The sequence below is a fragment of the Psychrobacter pacificensis genome, assembly GCF_018336615.1.
Taxonomy (GTDB): Bacteria; Pseudomonadota; Gammaproteobacteria; order Pseudomonadales; family Moraxellaceae; genus Psychrobacter; species Psychrobacter pacificensis.
Genome location: NZ_CP048752.1, coordinates 1,659,245 through 1,678,722, shown reverse-complemented (window position 1 = coordinate 1,678,722; position 19,478 = coordinate 1,659,245). Strand labels below are relative to the sequence as shown.

Genomic DNA, 19,478 nt, shown 5'->3' with positions numbered 1-19,478 from the left:
GAAGTATTAAGAAAGGTAACGTTTATAGCGAATTGACACGCGCTTGCCTGATAATATGGGCAAGTAAATGAATAAAAGCCAATTAAAATCATGGAAAGGAGGTGAGTGTGCCAAATATATTGATAGGCGATGATGATGAAGAATTGACTCAGTTACTACAAGAGTATTTGCACAACCATGGTATTCATTGCGACTGTGTCCATGATGGGGCGGCAGTTATACAGCGATTAAAAGCGGTGGCGCACGATGATTCCGCTTATGATTTGCTCGTCCTTGATATCATGATGCCAAAAATAGATGGGCTAAGTGTGCTGCGGCAACTGCCAAATATCAGTGATATCCCTGTGATTATGCTGACGGCAAAGGGCGAGGAGATTGATCGTATTATTGGTTTGGAGCTGGGCGCTGACGATTATATCACCAAGCCCTGTAACCCCCGCGAGCTACTGGCGCGTATCAATGCTGTGATTAAGCGTACCAACACGACCACGTCTGAGCATACGCCGCTACCAGAGAGTCGCTTGCATCTTGATCAAAACCAGCGTGTTTGTGAAATAGATGGTGTGGCGCTACAAGTGACGGGAACAGAGTTTGACTTACTCGTGGCGCTGCTCAAGCAAAAAGGAGATGTGGTTAGCAAAGCATGGCTGTCAGAGAATGTCTTGCAGCGTGAGTTGCAGCCTTTTGATCGTAGCCTTGATGTGCATGTGTCTCGCCTGCGCAAAAAACTTCAGCCTTTTCATGATGAACCAATAAAAGCGGTGCGCGGTAAAGGCTATCAACTGGTGCTCTAATGATAAAAACTTCCAGTAATCCCGTCAAATCACCGAAATTCAAAGTGCGAATCACGCTGTTTTGGCGTTTATTCCTGAGTCTATTACTGACGATACTAATTACCTCACTATTATCCATTATGGTGGAGCGCTGGCTGGCTGAAAAAGAGCTGACGGCTCGTATGGACGTACAAATTGAGAGTTTATTAATTCAGCGTCAAGAGATGGTCGATGCGCTGCGAGTAGGTGATTTGATAGCTGTCAGGCAGATGTATCGTCAAGATCGACGCCTCATGAGTCAAATCAGAGTCTACGATGAGCAAGGCGCTATTATATTTCCGCGTTATCGAGATAGAGACGAGCGCACGCAAGGACGTGGGCAAAGCGGCCAGCAGTCGATGGAACGTGCCATGCAGCGACCACTGCCGCCACCGCCTAGAGCTTACGATAATAAACCAAGCAATCTGAATGATGAGATACCCGCAAGACAGCCTTCTGTTTTGCACGAGATCCTAAAACCAATAATGCCGAGCAGTGCTGCGATAGCGGATATTGATGCGCGTCCTGAGCTGGCAGATATCTCGGTTGAACTGCCTGATGGACAATCAGTCATCATACAGTTGCGCCCGCATCTACGTTTTGCAGACGTGGTGGAGCTACAGCATGGTAATTTTCCCCTACGTTTGCTATTGATTATTGCTTTTAGTGTGTTGGTTTGTGTCTGGCTTAGCCGTACGTTGACTCAGCGTATTGGACGTGTACAGAGTACCGTGCACCGTATGATTGATGGCGACTATCAAGCCAATCCAGCGCTATCAAAAATGGGTGATGATGAGCTGGGATTACTGGCCAAAGACGTGGCTCATTTGTCAACGAGACTGGCTGATAGTGAGCTGGCGCGTAAGCAGATGCTCAGTGATATCTCGCATGAGCTGCGCTCACCGCTCGCGCGTCTCGATGTTGCAACTGAGCTGACTCGTGATTTTGCACCCAACGCCCATCGTTATTTAGACCGTATTGACAAAGAGTCTGCGCGGATGAATGAGTTAATTGAGCAAATTATCCATATTCAATCCCTACAAATGCAGCAATACACGATTGATAATTTGGAGAGCGAAGCAGTCGATTTGTCCGAGATTATCAGTGACATCGGACAGGATGTGTGTTTCGAGTTTCAGCATAAAGAGGTCAGATGGCAATGGCAACCACCTGAATATTCATTTGCCAATGACTTAAAAAGCGCTTGGACAGTACAGGGCAATCAAGAGCAGCTGCATAGTGCGCTTGAGAATGTCATTCGCAACGCTTTTATGCATACGGCAGCGGGCTCAACAGTCATCGCTGAGATGAAAGCGGTGCAGATAGATAATAAGATGCCTGCGATTCAAATCAGTATCACGGACGAGGGCGGCGGCGTCGCTGACGATGACTTAGAGCGTATCTTTCAGCCCTTTGTCCGTCTCGACACGGCTCGTCATCGTGATACGGGCGGTTATGGGTTGGGGCTGGCTATTGTTCATGCTGTCGTGATGGCGCATAAGGGGTATATCAACGCCCATAATCGACGAGATGGTGTACTAGGATTGGTGGTGCAGATAGTATTACCGATTAAATAGTAAAATTTATCATGAGGAAGAGGAAAAAGCTCAACGTATCAGTAGATGCTTTTCATGGATTGATGTTCTATGTTCTATAGTGAAACCATTATAAAAATGGTATAGCAAGATTAAACGCTATTTTTCGCAGCATCAAAAGACGCAGTCACAGCAAGCAAGAAAAGTAGCGTTTAATCGAGCGCGTTTCCTATGCTGTATCAATTTTATTGAGGTTCTACTATATAAACATTAAGACAGTGATATTAAAAGAAACATCAAAAAAAATTATTAGAATAACGATGGCGCAACCGGACCCAATGCTATGGCGATGGGCAGTAATGCTAGTGTTACTGGCGGGCAAGCCATTGCCATTGGTAGCGGTCAAAGTGGTCAGAACACCTCGCTATAAGATTAATACCGAATCAGGCGGCGCCGCCTCCATCGCTATTGGAGCAAAGGCATTATCTAAAGGTGCATTATCTAAAGGTGCATTATCTACCGCAATTGGTGTGCAGTCATCGTCATCTGGTGTTGCGCCTTCTGCCTTTGGCATCGGTGCTTCAGCAAGCGAAAAATGCCATGGCTGCTATTAATGCTTTTGTAGTATGCTTCATACGAATCCTTGTAAAGAAACTTTGAGTGATAGGGCGGTTAAGAGTCGATATCATTTACCATCAAAAGTTAACATAATAATACCCTTATTAAGTCCTGTTTTAATATATTGATATTTATGCATGTTTTGGCGCATCAGGCTGCACCATAGGATCGGCATCTGCAAAAGCCTTTAGTGTGCGGCAATGCGTATCAATAGCGACGATATTGGGATAAGGAGTCAGGTCTACCTTAAAGCGCCGCGCAGAAGAAACCTGCGGGATCAGATAACAATCTGCAAAAGTGGGCCTGTCACCATAGCAGAACTGCCCCCGGTTTTTATCTGCTGCCAACCGTGTCTCTAACGCTGCAAACCCTTCAGTAATCCAACGATTGCACCATGCAATGACTGCCTCTTTATCTACTGACAACTCATTACGTAAGTACTGTAAAATACGGCGGTTATTAATCGGATGGATATCGCAGCCAATCATCGCACTTAGCGCACGCACGTGCATGCGACCAGCGGCATCTTGGGGCAATAAAGCGTGCTCAGGGTAGGCTTCTTCTAACCACTCCAAGATAGCGGGACTTTGGTATAATAATAAATCGTCCGCTCTTAAGACTGGCACCAGTCCTTGCGGATTAATCGCTTTAAATGCGTCCTCTAACTGCTCATCTTGTGCCAGATTGATCGCGATATCATCATAATCTAAGCCTTTTAAATTCAAGGCAATACGGGTACGGTGAGAAGTACCACTGCGAAAATAGCCGTAAAGTGTCATCATTATTTATGCCCTTATTGTGATAGGTTATTTGTATCAAGCTTATGTGAGATAAAGTTAGTATTATTGAGTCGTGTCACTATTAATTTGGCCTGTATGTCACCGCCAGTTCATTGAGCAATTCTCATTGAGCAACTCAGTATCAAGAAAACATAATTAAGTACACTAGAGACGAGCCATCATGTCAGCAGATAAAAATTTTTTAGATAAATCCGTCACGAGTAAAAACCAGAGTGGCATCCAGTCACTTGAGATTGGATTGTCGATACTAGATGTGCTTATCGATCGCCATGAGCCTATGATGCTAAAGGATATCGCTGAGACCATGCAGATGCATCCCGCAAAATCCCATCGTTATTTGGTCAGCCTCATTCGCAAAAACTATGTTCGCAAGCTTGATGATGGGCGCTATGGGCTTGGCGATAGAGTAAATGCATTGGCAGCATTAGGTCATACTGGCTTAAATCCAAACAATATTTTGGCGCAATTGACTCAAGTGGCCAATGAGATTAAAGATACCCTAAATTGCGGTGTGCAAATTGCTAAGTGGTTTAGCGAAGGCCCAATTATTATTCAGTCCGTTGAACCAGACAGTCCGATTAGCATCATCACTCGCATCGGCTCACGTATGCCTTTGACGACATCAGCTACAGGACAATTGTTTGCCAGCTATCAATCTGACGCGGTCATTCAGCCATTAGTCACCGCTGAATGGCAGTCGAGTCATGCCGCAGCAGATATGACAGAGAAGTGGCAGAATTTTGCTCAGCTGCAAGCCAAGATACGTACTCAAGGCTATGCGACAGTGACAGGCGATATGCTCATGGGTATTAATGCCATTACGATACCTGTGATATTGCCGCATTTTGCCAATAGTACTGCTAATCTATCCGCGAGTAGTGACAAAACCGCTAGCGAGGCTCTGCCGCTAGAATATGCCATTACTATCATCGGCACCACAGAGCAACTACCAATGAGTGAGCAACAGAACGTGGTTGAGCAAATACTAGCAATCGCACAGCGCTACCAAATAGCATAGCCAAAATGTTAACTACAAGCTGATTGGCTATAGTAGAACCTTAATAAAATTAATACAGCATATGCATCATAGGTGGCACCCGGCTTACTGAGAGTGGCAGACGGATAAATTTCAATCTTTAAACGGCCCTTTGAGTCTTCTTCGATTTTTTGGCCCATGGCTCCAATGCTTCGGTATTGATGTTGTCATTGGCGGTCATAAAGTGTGAAAATCTCAGTGTCGTCACATCGTCTGTATTGGTATCCGCGCTTTTGGCTTGTTCATTTTGATCATTGTTAGAACAGCCAGTCATCGCAACTGAGGCGGCGAAGAGTATGCCTAAAGGGAATGTTACTTTCCTCATTGAGTCCTTTTATGATGGTGAGATATGGTTCGCAAGCTATGCCATCTCTTCATTATAGTCGAACCACTATTAAAGTGTTACAGCGTTAGCCTCGTTTAGCCTACTACTGTAGTACTTGCACTCGTCTGCCTTGTACCACTTTTAATATTGATTGACTATATTTTGAACTGATCACTACTTATCTAATTTCAAAGTAATGATTGATAGATAATGTAAAAAAGGTAGCAAGTAGAAAGACGACGCAGTTACTCTCCGACAGGCGCAATGTCACGGGCTTCAGCGAACTCATCACTGTGTAAAAACTGTGTGTGGGCTGGGGCGCGTTTGGTACGAGACCATTCATCTAGCATGTCGTGCTTGATGGCGTCTGTAATCATCGAGACTTTGTCCTCTGAGGTCGGGTCGTCATAGGTCAACTCGAGACGATGCCCATTAGGATCAAAGAAATATATCGAGTGAAAGATACCGTGATTGGTCACGCCAATGACATCAATACCTGCACGTTCTAGTTGTTCTTTGGCGGCCATCAGCTCATCACGATCTTTGACTTTGAGCGCCAAGTGTTGCACCCAGTTTGGAGTATTGGGGTCAAATCCCATTTCAGGCTGGTTGGGCACTTCAAAAAACGCCAATACATTACCATTACCAGCGTCCAAAAAGACGTGCATATAGGGGTCAAAGGCTTTGGTTGAGGGTACATGGTCTTCTGCAAATGCCAAGATAAAATCCATATTGAGGTTTTTTTTATACCATTCGACCGTTTCTTTGGCATCCTTGCAGCGATAAGCCACATGATGGATTTTTTCAATTTGAAAGCTCATATTCAACTCCTTTTGATAAGGCCTAGTGTGAATGTAAGAGGAACGATGCCCGTACTAATAGACCAAATGTCATGATGGTTCTAACGGCTCAAATCTACTGTCACTACGCCTTTTGTCTATGCAACTATTATTCGTTAAAATCGAAGCTAAGCGCGGGCAGTACTTTGCCTTGTACTTCACCGAACCCAACACGCACGCCATCTTTTTCGCTATAGCCTTTCATAATGACGGTATCGCCATCTTCGATGAAGGTGCGCGACTCACCGCCCTCAAGTGCTACGGGTTTGGTGGCATTCCAAGCGATCTCTAGCATCGAGCCATAAGAATCAGGCGTTGGCCCTGAGATTGTGCCCGAGCCCATCATGTCACCGACTTCAACTTTGCAGCCAGTGATGGTGTGATGCGTCAATTGCTGCGCCATTGACCAATACATGTATTTAAAATTGGTCTCGCAAATAACCGTAGCCGTTTTTGCATTTTCAGGCAGTAGCTCGACCGACAGATTGATATCAAAGCTGCTCTCTTTGTCTTTTTCATTGAGATAAGCCAGTGGTTCAGGCTCTTGAATTGGGCAAGCGGTGCTAAATGGTGCCAATGCATCCATCGTGACTATCCACGGAGAAACTTGCGAGGCGAACGTCTTGGCATTAAATGGGCCTAAAGGGACATATTCCCACTTTTGGATATCTCGAGCCGACCAGTCGTTGAGCAGTACCATACCAAAGATATGATCAGCGGCATCGTCTACGGCGATTGGTTGACCGATATGGTTGCCTTTACCAACGACAAACGCCGTTTCGAGCTCAAAATCTAGGCGCTGACAGGCGGAGAAAACAGGACGCTCATCAGGGTTAGGCTTTAGCTGTCCTGAGGGACGTACGATATCAGTTCCACTAGCGATGACGGTGCTGGCGCGTCCGTTATAACCGACAGGCATTTCCGTCCAGTTGGGTAGCAGGGCATTGTTTGGATCGCGGAACATCGTACCGACATTGGTCGCGTGTTCTTTCGATGAATAAAAATCGGTAAAGCCCGGTACTTGAACAGGTAGATGCATGGTAACGTCTGCTTGCTTGAACAGCGCCTTTTTTTGCAGATCGGCATTGTCACGTAAGTCGCTGTTGTCACTAGACAGTAGCGACTGAATGGTCGTGCGCGCCTGCGTCCAGTTGTCTCGACCAGAATCAATAAAAGCGTTTAGCGTCGACTGATCAAAATAAGGCCCGCCATTTAGGCTCAGTAATCCTTCTGACTCTAGCACAGACAAGTCTAGTACCTGATCGCCAATGGCAACGCCTGCACGGCGCGCACTATCTTTAGTGTCGCTAAAAATACCATACGGCAGATTGTGGATGGAGAAGTCAGAGTCCGCTTTGATGTCGATAAAAGAGGTGAGAGTACTGTCAATCGTTGACATGATTTGCTCCTTGCTAAAAGTATTATTTAATTACGTTATAGTTAATTATTTACTTATAATGTAATTTATTGATATGTTGATTGCAAGTTTTTTTGTGCCATGTCTTTTGCTTACTGATTGATAAGACAAATCCTAAGCACAAAAAAAGGCCAAGCAATCGCTCAGCCTTTTTTATTTTTTAGTCTATATGTCTGATTAATTTAGTCTTTTAAAACGTCTGCCATCGCATTGGCGACATAGTCGATGTTGCTGGTATTTAGACCTGCGACACACATACGAGAGTTGGATACCATGTAAATACCAAACTCACTTTGTAGGCGCTCGACCTGCTCAGGCGTCAATCCAGTAAAGCTAAACATACCGTTTTGACGCGTGATGTAGTCAAAGTTACGGTTGGGAATTTTGGCTTCTAGTACCGATTTTAGCTTTAGGCGCATGGCTTTGATACGATCACGCATCGCATAAACCTCGCCAACCCACTGCTCATGTAGGGCGTCATCGTTCATGACGATATCAACCACATGACCACCATGTGATGGCGGGCTTGAATAGATACGGCGTACCATCGCATTTAGCTGACCGAAGACGCGCTCAGCTTCGTCTGCGGTAGGGCATACGACCGACAGACCGCCAACGCGCTCGCCATATAGCGATAAATTTTTAGAGAATGAGTTGCTGACAAATAAAGGCAAGCCCATCTCAACGGCTTTACGAATGGCGTAAGCATCGCTGTCCATGTCCTCGCCAAATCCTTGATAAGCGATATCCATGAATGGAATCAATTCATGCGCTTTGATGACGTTGAGCACGGTATCCCATTGTGCTTGGGTCAAATCCATACCTGTTGGATTGTGGCAACAAGGATGTAGCAAGATGACATCGTGTTTGTTCAATGTTTCAAAAAACGCAATCATCTCATCAAATTTGATGCTGCTATTGGCTTTGTCGTAGTACGGGTATTTACCCACTTCAACGTCAGAGCCTTCAAAGATAGCGATATGATTGCCCCATGTTGGATCGCTCACATAGCACTTGGACTGTGGGAACCATTGGTGAATAAATTCAGCACCGACTTTCAGGGCGCCAGAACCGCCGATAGTGGCGGTGGTCGCAACCAAACCGTCTTTTAAGATTTGTGCGCCTTTGCCAAACAATAACTCCTGACAGCCTTTGCGGTGTCCAGGCAAGCCTGCCATTGGTAGATAGGGGCGCGGGGCAATAGGATCAGCAATACGCGCTTCGGCAGTTTTGACACAGTCGAGTACAGGCAGTACGCCACTTTCATCGTAATAAATACCAATGCCTAAATTAACTTTATTGGGATTATTGTCCGCTGAGTATTTTTCCATCAGCCCTAAGATTGGATCGCCAGCGTAATAATCGATACGTTCAAACATGCCATTTCCTTATAAGAATATAAACCAAGCAGCCGAAAATCATAGAGCAAATTGCTGATGAACTCAACACGCGAGTGCGTTATCTTGCGCAATTAATAAAATAAATCACCAAATATCTTGTCTCTTTATCTGGCAGATGAGTTTGTGGCGTGATGCATCACTTAATCGACAGTGTTTCAGGCTGATGTAAGTCGTGATAATGGGTGGCAAAGTAAGTCTGCAAAAACTGCTTAAAGGCGATGGTTGCAGGAGACAGCGCCCGTGAGGCACGCTGATAGATAAAGAACTGGCGCATTTTTATAGGCTGCGTCAATGGGCGCATTTGCAAGCCATTGGCGCTGACCCAATCAATGACCTCAGGCATATAGGGAAGGCATAAGGTAATGCCGAACCCTTGGCGGGTCATCTCAAGCGCGGTGGACATAAAGTTGACTTTGTAGCGCGCTTGCTGAATCTGAGCGGCGATAGCGTCATCCAGCTCGACTGTCACCTGCTCAAGAAACGGGCCTTGTAGAGTGATAAGTGGAATATCAAGCAACTCCTGCCAAGTGATTTCGTCTTTTTGCGCCAGTGCATAATCGTTTGGCATAACCACGCAAAACGGCAGCTTGTATAACAGATCAGCACCGATATCATCTTCAGTTTCTATAAAACCAAGTTCAGTACCAACCCCCAAATCGACCTCGATGTCTTGAACATGCTTGAGCAAATTTTCTGCTGAGCAATCCAATAGCGACACCCCGATATTTGGATATTCCTTAGCAAATTGCGCGATGACGGCGGGCAGGGAGGATGCTGCAAACTGCGACACCGCTAATCGCACTTGACCTTGCGCCAAGCTGGTCAAGCTACTTGCTTCATTTTCGAACAGCTGCATCTCATTCAAGATACGCCGCGCTTGTGGCAGCAGATGGCGTCCGACAGCGGATAGCGACAACTGGCGGGTAGTACGGTCAAACAACACGATGCCAAGGCCAGTCTCCAGCTCTTTGATCAGTCCGCTAACAGCAGATTGGGTCAGATACATCTGTTCGCTGGCACGAGTGAAGCTGCCGTTGTCAGCGACTTTGATAAAAGCGGTCAGTTGACGAATGCTGATATTCATAAGTAAACCTGATAAATAAATCATAAAAAACAATTAGTCTTATAAATAAAGCTAATCTAATATAAATACAACGTCAACAATAAAGATTGATTATCAATCGTTTTATCGCATTTTATTACTAATCGACTTTTTACCACCAATTGACATTAAGGATGATTGCAATGGCAGATTTATTTGACAACCCAATGGGACTAAACGGGTTTGACTTCGTCGAGTTTGCTTCTCCGCAGCCTGATGCGGTCGATGCATTGTTTAAACAGCTTGGGTTTGCACATATCGCCAATCATAGATCAAAAGATGTGGCGCTATATCGCCAAGGTGACATCAACCTAATCTTAAACCGTGAGCCAAAGAGCCCAGCCAGTTACTTCGTCGAAGAGCATGGCGCTGGTGCTTGCAGTATGGGTTTTCGGGTAAAAGATGCCAAAAAAGCCTACGAGCGTGCGGTGGAGATGGGTGCGCAGCCAGTAGAGGTGCCAACAGGCGTGATGGAGCTGAGACTGCCAGCAATTAAAGGGATCGGCGGCTCACTGATCTATTTGATTGACCGTTATAAAGACGGTGAATCTATCTATGATGTTGACTTTGAGTTTTTTGCAGACATCGATAGAAACCCTGTCGGATATGGTTTCAAAGTCATCGATCACCTCACGCACAACGTCTATCGCGGCCGCATGGCGTACTGGGCAAAATTCTATGAGCGTATCTTTAATTTCCGCGAGATTCGCTATTTTGATATCAAAGGCGAGTACACGGGGCTGACCAGTAAGGCCATGACTGCCCCTGATGGCAAAATCCGTATTCCGCTCAACGAAGAAGCCAAGCAGGGCGGTGGTCAGATCGAAGAGTACTTAATGCACTTCAATGGCGAGGGGATTCAGCACATTGCGCTCGCCAGTGATGATCTGTTTGCCAGTATCGATATGCTAAAAGCCGCCGGTATTCCGCTTATGACTGCACCAAATGCAGCCTACTACGAGATGCTGAGCGAGCGCTTACCAAACCATGGTGAAAACGTTGCTGACTTGCAAACGCGCGGTATCTTGTTAGATGGTACGACAGAGGGCGGCGCACCGCGTCTGCTACTACAGATTTTCTCTGAAACCATCTTGGGTAGCCCAGTGTTTTTTGAATTTATCCAGCGTAAAGGGGATTATGCAGACGGTTTTGGTGAAGGTAACTTTAAAGCCTTGTTTGAATCCATAGAGCGCGACCAAGTGCGTCGTGGCACGGTCGGTCAGCAAGAGACCAATCAATCAGAAACAGAAACGCCGTAGATCACACTACATTTAAAAAAAATTTAAAAAACAAACGGACAAGGCAAAAGGATTTTGGCTTGTCCTGCATGAGTGACTGATATTAGCCACTGACTAATCAGTATGAGTGCAAATATTCACTGCGATAAAAGGAACACAGGCATGGAACGCCTCTCACAGATAGATTCTCCTAATACAGCCATCGGTGCCAATAGTTCTGTAGCCAAGCAGCAAGGCGGTGATGCATCTGCTCATCATAATGCGACCGATAAAAAGCAGCCCTATATCTCACATCAGTCAGATAGCCATGGTCATATTCATTATAGTGATGATGAAAATGCAATGTGGCAGGCGTTGCTTACGCGTCAAGCTGAGCAAATCCCTAACCGCGCTTGTCCTGCCTATCTAGAAGGTTTGACGAAGCTAAACTTGCCAACGACGCATATCCCGCAGTTGCATGATATCGATGAGGTATTGCAAGCGACCACCGGTTGGCAAACCGCAGCGGTGCCTGCATTAATCAGCTTTGGCAAATTCTTCAAACTATTAGCCAATAAATCCTTTCCTGTGGCAACGTTTATTCGCCGATTTGAGGATATGGACTATATCGAAGAGCCTGATATTTTTCACGAAATCGTTGGACACTGCCCGCTATTGACTCATCCAGCCTTTGCCGCATTTAATGAGACGTATGGCAAGCTGGGTCTGAGTGCAACGAAAGAGGAAAGATGGTTTTTGGCACGGCTCTATTGGTTTACCATTGAGTTTGGCTTGGTCGGTAGTCAGCCTAAAGACCGTAGAATCTACGGCGGCGGTATATTAAGCTCGCCTTCTGAAACCATCTATGCTCTTGATCAGACATCGTATGCCCAGCCAGAAACCCAAATACAACCCAAGCCTACACAGCAGCCTGAACACCGCGCATTTGATTTGCTTGATGTGTTGCGTACGCCTTATCGTATCGATCAAATACAGCCGATTTACTATGTGATTGACGAATTAGATACGCTATTTGATATCGTTGATAGCGACATCATGGGGACGGTCAAGCAGGCGATGTCACTTGGGTTATTTGAGCCGACCTATCCAGAAAAATCCCATTAAAATTTTATAAACATCCGCTCTACTACATAAGGACATAGCAGTGGAGTGGCGTCAACAAACCTCAGTATCACAAATCAGCATCACAAAACAATAAACTCGATAAAAGGACATTATCATGACAGTATTATCACAAAGCAGTTGCGAAGCTTGCCGTATTGGCGCACCAAAAGTCGACGAGGCCGAGGCACGCGAGCTATTGACACAAATTCCTGATTGGTCATTGATTGAGGTGGAGGGTATTCAGCAGTTGCAGCGTCAGTACAAATTTAAAAACTTCGTCGCAGCGATGGATTTTGCCAATCAATTGGCAGACATTGCTGAAGCAGAAGGGCATCATCCCGGCATATTGGTAGAGTGGGGCAAAGCGACCGTCACATGGTGGTCACATAGTATCAAAGGGTTGCATCGTAATGACTTCGTCATGGCGGCTAAAACCGATGCGTTACTTGATAAGTAACGCATCAGTCATTCGGTTATTCACTAGCAAACCAGTTCTCTAACTCTTCCAAACTCAAACCCAATCTAATGCCAGCTTGAGCTGGCATTTTAAGGATGTGTCATGCCACCAAAACCGCTCACCCAGATCAGCGCCAAGCTTGCCTTTATTATCTCAGCCATCGTCATCGCCATCATGGGTATTACCATGATTGGCTTTGGTTGGGTGCCGCACCTGTCTCTTATCCTTGCCATTTGTGTATTGCTGGCTATCGGTATGTATAAAGGACTCAGCTTTAACGACATGCAAGCACAAATGGCCTCAGGCGTCATGCGCGGTATCGGCGCCATCTATCTATTCTTCTTTATTGGCCTCATGGTCGCCGCCCTCATGATGTCAGGGGCCATACCCACCTTGATGTACTTTGGTTTTCAGCTCATCTCTCCTGAGTATTACTATATCTCCGCCTTTATCCTCACCTCTATTATCGGTATCGCCCTGGGCAGTAGCTTGACCACTGCAGCTACCTTGGGTGTAGCCTTTATCGGCATGAGTAATGCCTTTGATGCCAATGTGGCGATAGCGGCTGGGGCGGTGGTATCAGGTGCGTTCTTTGGTGATAAGATGTCGCCCTTGTCGGATACCTGTACCATTGCGTCCTCTGTGGTCGGTATTGATCTGTTTGAGCACATTCGCAATATGATGTATACGACAGTACCTGCGTGGATACTGACAGTAATTTTGTTCTGGATATTCTCAGGTCAGACCGTCAGTGCTGATCTGAGTCAAGTGACCATACTACAAGGACAGCTGATTGACAGTGGCTTGGTGCATGGGTATTCGGTACAGCCCTTTGTGATATTGGTTGGATTGGCATTGTTTCGGGTCAATGCGATTTATACGATTATCTGTACGATTGCCGCGGCGCTGATCATTACTTATATGCACAGCTCACCCAGCTTTGGTCAATTAGGTGGTTATCTGTTTGCCGGCTATGCCCCTGCTGAGTCGTTAGAGCTGGGTGAGGTGGGTGGTATGCTGTCGCGCGGCGGTGTACAGAGTATGTTCTTTACCCAAGCGATTGTGATATTGGCATTAAGCTTAGGTGGTTTGCTGACGGCACTAGGGATTCTACCTGCACTACTGTCTGGTATTAAAGATACACTGACGACATCAGGACGGGCGATCTTTGCGGCGGCCATGTCGGCGCTCAGTATCAATGTGCTGATCGGGGAGCAGTATTTGAGTATTTTATTATCCGGTACGGCATTTCGGTCAACGTTTGAGCGTCTGCACTTACATCCGAAGAATTTGTCTCGGACGATTGAGGATGCAGGGACGGTGATTAATCCGCTGGTGCCATGGAGTGTGTGCGGGGTGTTTATCAGTCAGGCGTTAGGGGTGCCAGTGCTGGATTACTTGCCCTATGCGTTTTTCTGTTATTTGTCATTGCTATTAACATTGCTGTTTGGCTTTACGGGGCTGACGATTAGCCGAGTGGATAAAGAAGCAAAAGTCGTCGAAGCATAATAGGTGATGATTTATAAAAAAACGCGGCTTATATAAGCCGCGTCTTTTGCATTTAAATATTCATTAAATAAGCTTTTATAGATCTGCCGTTAGGGCATCCCGACTTTTCACCACTTTATGCTGATCCTCTGTGCTATCGACTTTCCAATAACTAGACACATATAGATGCGTCTTTGGTACGTCGCGCTCAACTTTGAAGTATTGGCGCAATACTCGCATACTATGAAACTCGCAAGCCGCCCAAACCGCGGGCTGTCCCTCAAGCCAAGTCAGTGATTTGACGCAGTCAAGTAACGGGCTGCTGTCTGCATTTGGATGAGGGTTGACCACCCATTGAATCTCGACGTTATCTGGTTTTTTGAGTGTTTGCTGGTCTGCTGTAGTCGTCACTTCAAGCACGGCATAGCCGCGAGAATCGGCAGGCAATTGTGCCAAATTGACCGTGATCGCTGGCAATGCTGTCATATCACCGACCAATAAAAACCAATCGGCGTCATTGTTGATGAGTTTTTTTGGGCCAGGGCCGCCCACCAATATTTGATCGCCAGCTTTAGTGTTGCGTGCCCATATCGACGCAGGGCCTTCAGCCTCATGTAATGCAAAATCAACGTCTATCTCATCATCACGCTGAGCGATGATGGTATAGGTACGCATCAATGGCTTGATGTCGTCGCCTTGAGGAAATATCAGTTTGATATAAGCGCTTTCTTGATCTGTCGGGAAGTCTATTAAACCTGCACCGCCAAGAGTAATGCGGCACATATTTGGGGTGAGGTATTTGCTACCGATCACATCGAGTAATCTAGGGGTAGGTTTTGCCATTTGCTATGTCCTTCTTTTTTAGCATGTAACGATAGTGCGCAAAGCATGGTTTGTTATCATCTGATAGCTTGTAAGGCTAGCATATTACTTTGATGATCGACTGTCTTAAAAATGTATGGGTAAAAATGATTGTAGAAAGTGGATGATTTTATTAGGGCGTGTTGCTAAGTTCAAAAAATCAGGTTTAAAAACTGGCTTTTAGGCTGACCGACATTTCACGCTCAGGCCCCATCCAGCAATTGTTAATATCATAACAAGCACCGACATAGGTTTTGTCAAAAAGGTTGTTGATACTCGCACCCACAGTCAGCATGGGATTGATCCGATAACTACCGCCGACATCGACTAACGTCACACTTGGTAGCTCATCTGAATTTTGTTTGTCTAACTGCATCCCACCTTCATAGCGAACACCTGCATTCAAAGTTAGCTTGTCTGTAGCGTAATAGTCTGCCCACAGCGTCGCTTTATGCTTAGCAATTTGCGCCGGCATATTACCTACAGTCTCAGGATTAACTTCTTCTTCCGTGATCTCAGCATCGGTATAGCTGTAGCTTGCTGCGAGATCTACCCAATCATTGAGCATACGACTGGCTGAAACTTCAAAGCCTTTTGACTCAATTTCACCAGTTTGTGTTTGATTTGTATAGTTGACGTAATCTGACACCAAGACATTTTTTTGCGCAATATCAAATACCGCAAACGTTCCTTTAGTCGCACGGTCCGGAGACAGATATTTGATACCAGCTTCTAATTGATCGGCCGTGGTTGGTTCAAATGGTTCATTGGTAATAAAGTTGCTACCAACCACAGGCTGAAACGACTGTGAGTAGCTCAAAAACGGTGATAGACCATTATCAAAGTTATAAATAGCAGCAAGACGTCCACTGGTTTCTGACGCGTCATTGTTGATCATTTTTTCACTAGGGGTTTTACCTTTCGATGTATCGGTTCGATCAAGGGTACTTTTGAATTTATCATGTCGTAAGCCTGCCACCACTGTCCAGTCTTGCCACGTCATTTCATCTTGCACATAGAGTCCAAGCTGGCTTTGTTCGATATCATCGTATCGACTAAAGGTATCTAAGGGTAGAATATCGGTGCTGATTTGTGAAAAATCTGGATTCGATAAGTCAAGGTTTGGTGTACCATCTGCGAAAGCGTCATAATAAGTTGCCGTGCTGTCTGTCTCTTGATACTCAACACCAAACAATAGATTATGTGAGGTATTGGCCGTATCAAACTTATAGGCCAGTTGGTTGTCTGTGGTCCAGTTTTTCATGCGCTCATCAGTGGTATACGCCACGCGGTTTAAGATCTTATCGCTACCCTCTACAAATCCTTCATCATTATACATATTGCGCTGCTGAGCTTCGGCATCGGTATAGCGCGTGATATGTTTAAACGTTAACTTATCATTGATATCCCAGTTTATCGTAATGCCTGGCATCAGTACTTCTTTACTAAAATGATTCCATTGATCTCCTGCATAAGCATCACTACCCAATTTGCCGTAGCTTGCCTTGTAGACAGTGCCGACAGCAGGTAATGGGGTAGAGGGCACCATTTCTGGATCGTCTTGATAAAACAGATTGGCAAGTATTGAGACATCATCAGTTGCTTGCCATTCAAGCGATGGATTAATCAACAATCGCTCTTCTTCAGTGGTTTGCATTTGACCGTCTTTTTGGCGTTTTAGCGCGACTAAGCGATAGTTCAAGGTGTCTGTAATAGGACCTGTGCTATCGACGGCCACTTCTTTTAGGTTTTGATTACCAAGTCGCAGCTGTACTTCATTTTCTTGCGTGCTTTTAGGGGTCTTGGCGATTTGGTTCACCATACCGCCAGGTGCTGCATAACCATATAATGAAGATGCCGAACCTTTCACCACCTCGACCGCTTCAGTCGCATAGATATCTACTTGTGGCATGAGGTTCCAAGCGCCATCGTAGGGCAGTCTGAGTCCATCATAAAAGTTTGAGTAGGTTTTAAATCCGCGAATGTTGTACTCATCAAAGATAGAGACTGTACCGCGGCTCTCAGAGCTCACGCCTGGCTCATAACGCAAAGCAGCGTTGACGCTATCCGCTTGGCGCTTTTGTAACAGCTCCTGATCGATGCGGGTATAGCTCATGGGCGCATCTTCAGGGTCTAAGGCGGTCTTGGTACCGGTGCTGCGATAGCCATCTGAATAAACGGTAATTGTATCCAAGGTAGCTGATGGTGCTGCCGTCGTATCATTACCCACTTTATTAGTATCAAGAGAATTTTCTACGCTTGTCTCAATCACGTTATTTTCAATATTGTCGACCGTATTGTTTCCGATACTAGTTGGGCTGTTCTCAGCATAGACTGAATGACTTAGACTCATTGCCAAGCCCAGTTGGACGGCTAAAGTTAAACGTTTTTGGCGAATGGATTTGGACGTTGAGACAAAGCGCATTATATTTCCTTGTGAGTTGTGATTAGATGTCGAAAACAAAAGAAAATAAATAATAACATTAATGATAATAATTATCATTAATGTTTGAAAATAAATCTTCTCTCAAATGATGTGAAATTCGTTCTTACGCCAACATAGCAATGGCATCTTTACTCGCCCGCTGTCGCTCTTCAGCATTTAATTCAATGAGGCGGCCTTCTTTCATCAACAGCAATCGATCTGCATGCTCAAAGTAACCATCATCGTGACTAATAATAAACAGCGTTTTACCGAGTGCTTTTAACTCAGGGATTAGGGTTTGATAGAACACGCGGCGAAACGCAGGATCTTGGTCAGCGGCCCATTCATCAAGTAGCAAGATGTCTTTTTGTTCAGCGACAGCAATAAGCATGGCCAAGCGTTTGCGTTGTCCCTGCGAGAGCTTGTCGGTAGACAGCTGGTTGTCAGCCACACTTATTTTATCTTGCAAGTCCAATTTATGCAGCCACGCATTGACCAGTGCTTCGTCTGGCTGCCGTCCTTGTCTGCCAATCAATTGCTTAAAAATATGCTGATCGCTAAAAATGGCAGAATACAGCTGTCTATAATCGGCATTATTCTGTGAATCAACGGGCTGTTTGTCGATGGTTACCGCACCTGTGGTAGGGGTGAAAATGCCTGTAATAATCTTGGCAAGTGTCGATTTGCCGCTACCATTCGCCCCGATCAGAAACACCACATCGCCTCGTTGTAGCGTTAGATTAACGTCTTTTAAAATATTACCAGAGTGATCGCTGTCTTTAGTTATTAATGCCTGAGCATCAGTATCATTGCTATTACTGACACTGCTATTATTGGCATTATCATTGGCATTCGAAACACTGTTATTGGAAACACTGTTATTGGAAACATTGTAGCGATAGTTAACATCAGTTAGCGAGATGGTTTGCCAGTGTTGGCTGGTGTTGTCCGTTCTAAATAAAGGTTGGTACTCAGCCAGTTCTAGCGACTGTATTTTGTCTAGGGCGACTTGAGCCGTCTGTAGTGTTGGATATGCACCGACGGCGTGAAGCAGCGGCGACTGCATAAATAGAATCGTTAAAGAAAAAGTGGTGGCGATGCCCATCGAGATGCCGAGATAATTTGATATGGCAAATATCACCCCAATCGATGCAAACATCATAATATTTGACCAGTTCACCGCTGATAAATGAAAAGTATCAGACTTGGTGACAGTCTTTTCATAGGATTTAGCATGGGCCAAAAAATCATCTGTATACAGTTTTTCTGCTCGGTGTTGGTTAAGTGACAGCTCTTTACGACCTTCTATAATCGATTGATAATCCTGATATAAGACGTCATTAATCTCTCTCAACTTTGTCAAATGTGTATAGACATGCTTGACCAATAGGTTGCTTATCCAAATCGTCATCGCAATCCAAAACATGACAATCAGTAGTAATGGTAGCGACAGCCAGCCCAGATATAACCCCACACCAACAGAGAGGATAACGCCTTGCACCAACTCCGGCATCCGAACAAAGGCGACGGTAATAGACTGAATATCTGTGGATAGACTGGCAAGTAACCGCGCACTACCCAAATGATCTATCTGAGGAACGGTGGTATCGATGATTTGTTTGACCAGCTTGGTTCTGAGCTCATAGACAAACTTGTGTCCCAAACAGGTGAGTGCATATTGCGATACAAAGGTAGTCACCAGCAACAGCAGCACGAGCAGAGCAAACTGCCCTAAGCTCGACCACGATAAAGTACTGAACACAGGCTGACTGATAAAGGTTTGGTTGATATAAGCAATGATACCCACACTGACGGCAGCATTGATTAAGTTGAGTAAAATGACTTTTAGAAAGGGCAGACGATACTGTGCCCAAATCATATGATGTAGAGAAACGCTGGCACGAGAGGACATAGTGACTCAGTAATAGTATGGATGTTTGATGGCATAAAAGGGAATAGGTCACACCTAATCCCTTTTACTGAAGTTCGTTAGATAAGTACGTTTTATAGTCAATTCTCTA

At 45.3% G+C, this 19,478-nt stretch carries 17 protein-coding genes; 8 read left to right on the top strand and 9 right to left on the bottom strand.

What is annotated here, in order from left to right:
• The first annotated feature begins 107 nt into the window (after positions 1–107).
• The 3 genes from GYK50_RS07145 to GYK50_RS07135 all read left to right on the top strand — a co-directional run bounded on the left by GYK50_RS07145 (position 108) and on the right by GYK50_RS07135 (position 2,777).
• Positions 108–794, top strand: coding sequence for a response regulator transcription factor (locus GYK50_RS07145; protein WP_071001491.1), 687 nt, complete (start codon positions 108–110; stop codon positions 792–794).
• Complete coding sequence (locus GYK50_RS07140; protein WP_212563577.1) at positions 794–2,389, top strand: sensor histidine kinase; 1,596 nt, start codon at positions 794–796, stop codon at positions 2,387–2,389. Before GYK50_RS07145 ends, GYK50_RS07140 begins: the two co-directional genes overlap by 1 nt.
• Before the next feature lie 301 nt (positions 2,390–2,690).
• A complete protein-coding gene (locus GYK50_RS07135; RefSeq protein ID WP_212564521.1) occupies positions 2,691–2,777 on the top strand; it encodes a hypothetical protein in 87 nt (28 codons plus the stop codon).
• Positions 2,778–3,096: 319 nt separating this feature from the next.
• Here GYK50_RS07135 and maiA read toward each other — a convergent pair whose 3' ends face one another.
• On the bottom strand, positions 3,097–3,744 hold the full coding sequence (gene maiA / locus GYK50_RS07130) for a maleylacetoacetate isomerase (RefSeq protein ID WP_212564520.1): 648 nt from the start codon (positions 3,742–3,744) through the stop codon (positions 3,097–3,099).
• A 181-nt stretch (positions 3,745–3,925) separates the two neighbouring features.
• Here maiA and GYK50_RS07125 point away from each other — a divergent pair, with 181 nt between their 5' ends.
• Entirely contained in the window at positions 3,926–4,783 is an 858-nt protein-coding gene (locus GYK50_RS07125) for an IclR family transcriptional regulator (RefSeq protein WP_212563576.1), read from the top strand.
• A 118-nt stretch (positions 4,784–4,901) separates the two neighbouring features.
• Here GYK50_RS07125 and GYK50_RS07120 read toward each other — a convergent pair whose 3' ends face one another.
• From GYK50_RS07120 to GYK50_RS07100, 5 genes are all read right to left on the bottom strand, one after another.
• Positions 4,902–5,126 (bottom strand): hypothetical protein, encoded by a 225-nt coding sequence (locus GYK50_RS07120; protein ID WP_212563575.1) that lies wholly within the window; start codon positions 5,124–5,126, stop codon positions 4,902–4,904.
• Positions 5,127–5,371: 245 nt separating this feature from the next.
• Complete coding sequence (locus tag GYK50_RS07115; RefSeq protein ID WP_071001498.1) at positions 5,372–5,947, bottom strand: VOC family protein; 576 nt, start codon at positions 5,945–5,947, stop codon at positions 5,372–5,374.
• A 127-nt stretch (positions 5,948–6,074) separates the two neighbouring features.
• Positions 6,075–7,364, bottom strand: coding sequence for a fumarylacetoacetase (gene fahA / locus GYK50_RS07110; RefSeq protein WP_071001499.1), 1,290 nt, complete (start codon positions 7,362–7,364; stop codon positions 6,075–6,077).
• A 200-nt stretch (positions 7,365–7,564) separates the two neighbouring features.
• Positions 7,565–8,761, bottom strand: coding sequence for an amino acid aminotransferase (locus tag GYK50_RS07105; RefSeq protein WP_071001500.1), 1,197 nt, complete (start codon positions 8,759–8,761; stop codon positions 7,565–7,567).
• 157 nt (positions 8,762–8,918) lie between these two features.
• The gene (locus GYK50_RS07100; protein WP_071003594.1) at positions 8,919–9,866 is read right to left on the bottom strand and encodes a LysR family transcriptional regulator; all 948 of its coding nucleotides are present in this window, start codon (positions 9,864–9,866) and stop codon (positions 8,919–8,921) included.
• Positions 9,867–10,027: 161 nt separating this feature from the next.
• On the opposite strand from GYK50_RS07100, the gene hppD reads away from it, so the two are divergent.
• The 4 genes from hppD (at position 10,028) to GYK50_RS07080 (ending at position 14,192) form a co-directional block, all read left to right on the top strand.
• Positions 10,028–11,143, top strand: a complete 1,116-nt coding sequence (hppD, locus tag GYK50_RS07095) for a 4-hydroxyphenylpyruvate dioxygenase (RefSeq protein ID WP_071001501.1) — start codon at positions 10,028–10,030, stop codon at positions 11,141–11,143.
• A 141-nt stretch (positions 11,144–11,284) separates the two neighbouring features.
• On the top strand, positions 11,285–12,226 hold the full coding sequence (gene phhA, locus GYK50_RS07090; RefSeq protein ID WP_083328803.1) for a phenylalanine 4-monooxygenase: 942 nt from the start codon (positions 11,285–11,287) through the stop codon (positions 12,224–12,226).
• A gap of 115 nt (positions 12,227–12,341) precedes the next feature.
• Positions 12,342–12,683, top strand: coding sequence for a 4a-hydroxytetrahydrobiopterin dehydratase (locus GYK50_RS07085; RefSeq protein WP_058024261.1), 342 nt, complete (start codon positions 12,342–12,344; stop codon positions 12,681–12,683).
• A gap of 102 nt (positions 12,684–12,785) precedes the next feature.
• Positions 12,786–14,192 (top strand): Na+/H+ antiporter NhaC family protein, encoded by a 1,407-nt coding sequence (locus GYK50_RS07080; protein ID WP_071001502.1) that lies wholly within the window; start codon positions 12,786–12,788, stop codon positions 14,190–14,192.
• A gap of 75 nt (positions 14,193–14,267) precedes the next feature.
• On the opposite strand, the gene GYK50_RS07075 is transcribed toward GYK50_RS07080, so the two are convergent.
• The 3 genes from GYK50_RS07075 to GYK50_RS07065 form a co-directional block, all read right to left on the bottom strand.
• Entirely contained in the window at positions 14,268–15,014 is a 747-nt protein-coding gene (locus GYK50_RS07075; protein WP_071001503.1) for a siderophore-interacting protein, read from the bottom strand.
• A 184-nt stretch (positions 15,015–15,198) separates the two neighbouring features.
• Positions 15,199–17,457, bottom strand: coding sequence for a TonB-dependent siderophore receptor (locus tag GYK50_RS07070; RefSeq protein ID WP_212563574.1), 2,259 nt, complete (start codon positions 17,455–17,457; stop codon positions 15,199–15,201).
• Positions 17,458–17,581: 124 nt separating this feature from the next.
• Positions 17,582–19,369: a cyclic peptide export ABC transporter gene (locus GYK50_RS07065; RefSeq protein WP_212563573.1), complete on the bottom strand. Its 1,788-nt coding sequence runs from the start codon at positions 19,367–19,369 to the stop codon at positions 17,582–17,584.
• Between the last annotated feature and the right edge of the window lie 109 nt (positions 19,370–19,478).

What these genes read in the sequence shown, in the direction of transcription:
- GYK50_RS07140 (WP_212563577.1), top strand. Translation starts at nt 794, where the DNA reads ATGATAAAAACTTCCAGTAATCCCGTCAAATCACCGAAATTCAAAGTG.
- GYK50_RS07135 (WP_212564521.1), top strand. Translation starts at nt 2,691, where the DNA reads ATGGCGATGGGCAGTAATGCTAGTGTTACTGGCGGGCAAGCCATTGCC.
- maiA (WP_212564520.1), bottom strand. Translation starts at nt 3,744, where the DNA reads ATGACACTTTACGGCTATTTTCGCAGTGGTACTTCTCACCGTACCCGT.
- GYK50_RS07125 (WP_212563576.1), top strand. Translation starts at nt 3,926, where the DNA reads ATGTCAGCAGATAAAAATTTTTTAGATAAATCCGTCACGAGTAAAAAC.
- GYK50_RS07120 (WP_212563575.1), bottom strand. Translation starts at nt 5,126, where the DNA reads ATGAGGAAAGTAACATTCCCTTTAGGCATACTCTTCGCCGCCTCAGTT.
- GYK50_RS07115 (WP_071001498.1), bottom strand. Translation starts at nt 5,947, where the DNA reads ATGAGCTTTCAAATTGAAAAAATCCATCATGTGGCTTATCGCTGCAAG.
- fahA (WP_071001499.1), bottom strand. Translation starts at nt 7,364, where the DNA reads ATGTCAACGATTGACAGTACTCTCACCTCTTTTATCGACATCAAAGCG.
- GYK50_RS07105 (WP_071001500.1), bottom strand. Translation starts at nt 8,761, where the DNA reads ATGTTTGAACGTATCGATTATTACGCTGGCGATCCAATCTTAGGGCTG.
- GYK50_RS07100 (WP_071003594.1), bottom strand. Translation starts at nt 9,866, where the DNA reads ATGAATATCAGCATTCGTCAACTGACCGCTTTTATCAAAGTCGCTGAC.
- hppD (WP_071001501.1), top strand. Translation starts at nt 10,028, where the DNA reads ATGGCAGATTTATTTGACAACCCAATGGGACTAAACGGGTTTGACTTC.
- phhA (WP_083328803.1), top strand. Translation starts at nt 11,285, where the DNA reads ATGGAACGCCTCTCACAGATAGATTCTCCTAATACAGCCATCGGTGCC.
- GYK50_RS07085 (WP_058024261.1), top strand. Translation starts at nt 12,342, where the DNA reads ATGACAGTATTATCACAAAGCAGTTGCGAAGCTTGCCGTATTGGCGCA.
- GYK50_RS07080 (WP_071001502.1), top strand. Translation starts at nt 12,786, where the DNA reads ATGCCACCAAAACCGCTCACCCAGATCAGCGCCAAGCTTGCCTTTATT.
- GYK50_RS07075 (WP_071001503.1), bottom strand. Translation starts at nt 15,014, where the DNA reads ATGGCAAAACCTACCCCTAGATTACTCGATGTGATCGGTAGCAAATAC.
- GYK50_RS07070 (WP_212563574.1), bottom strand. Translation starts at nt 17,457, where the DNA reads ATGCGCTTTGTCTCAACGTCCAAATCCATTCGCCAAAAACGTTTAACT.
- GYK50_RS07065 (WP_212563573.1), bottom strand. Translation starts at nt 19,369, where the DNA reads ATGTCCTCTCGTGCCAGCGTTTCTCTACATCATATGATTTGGGCACAG.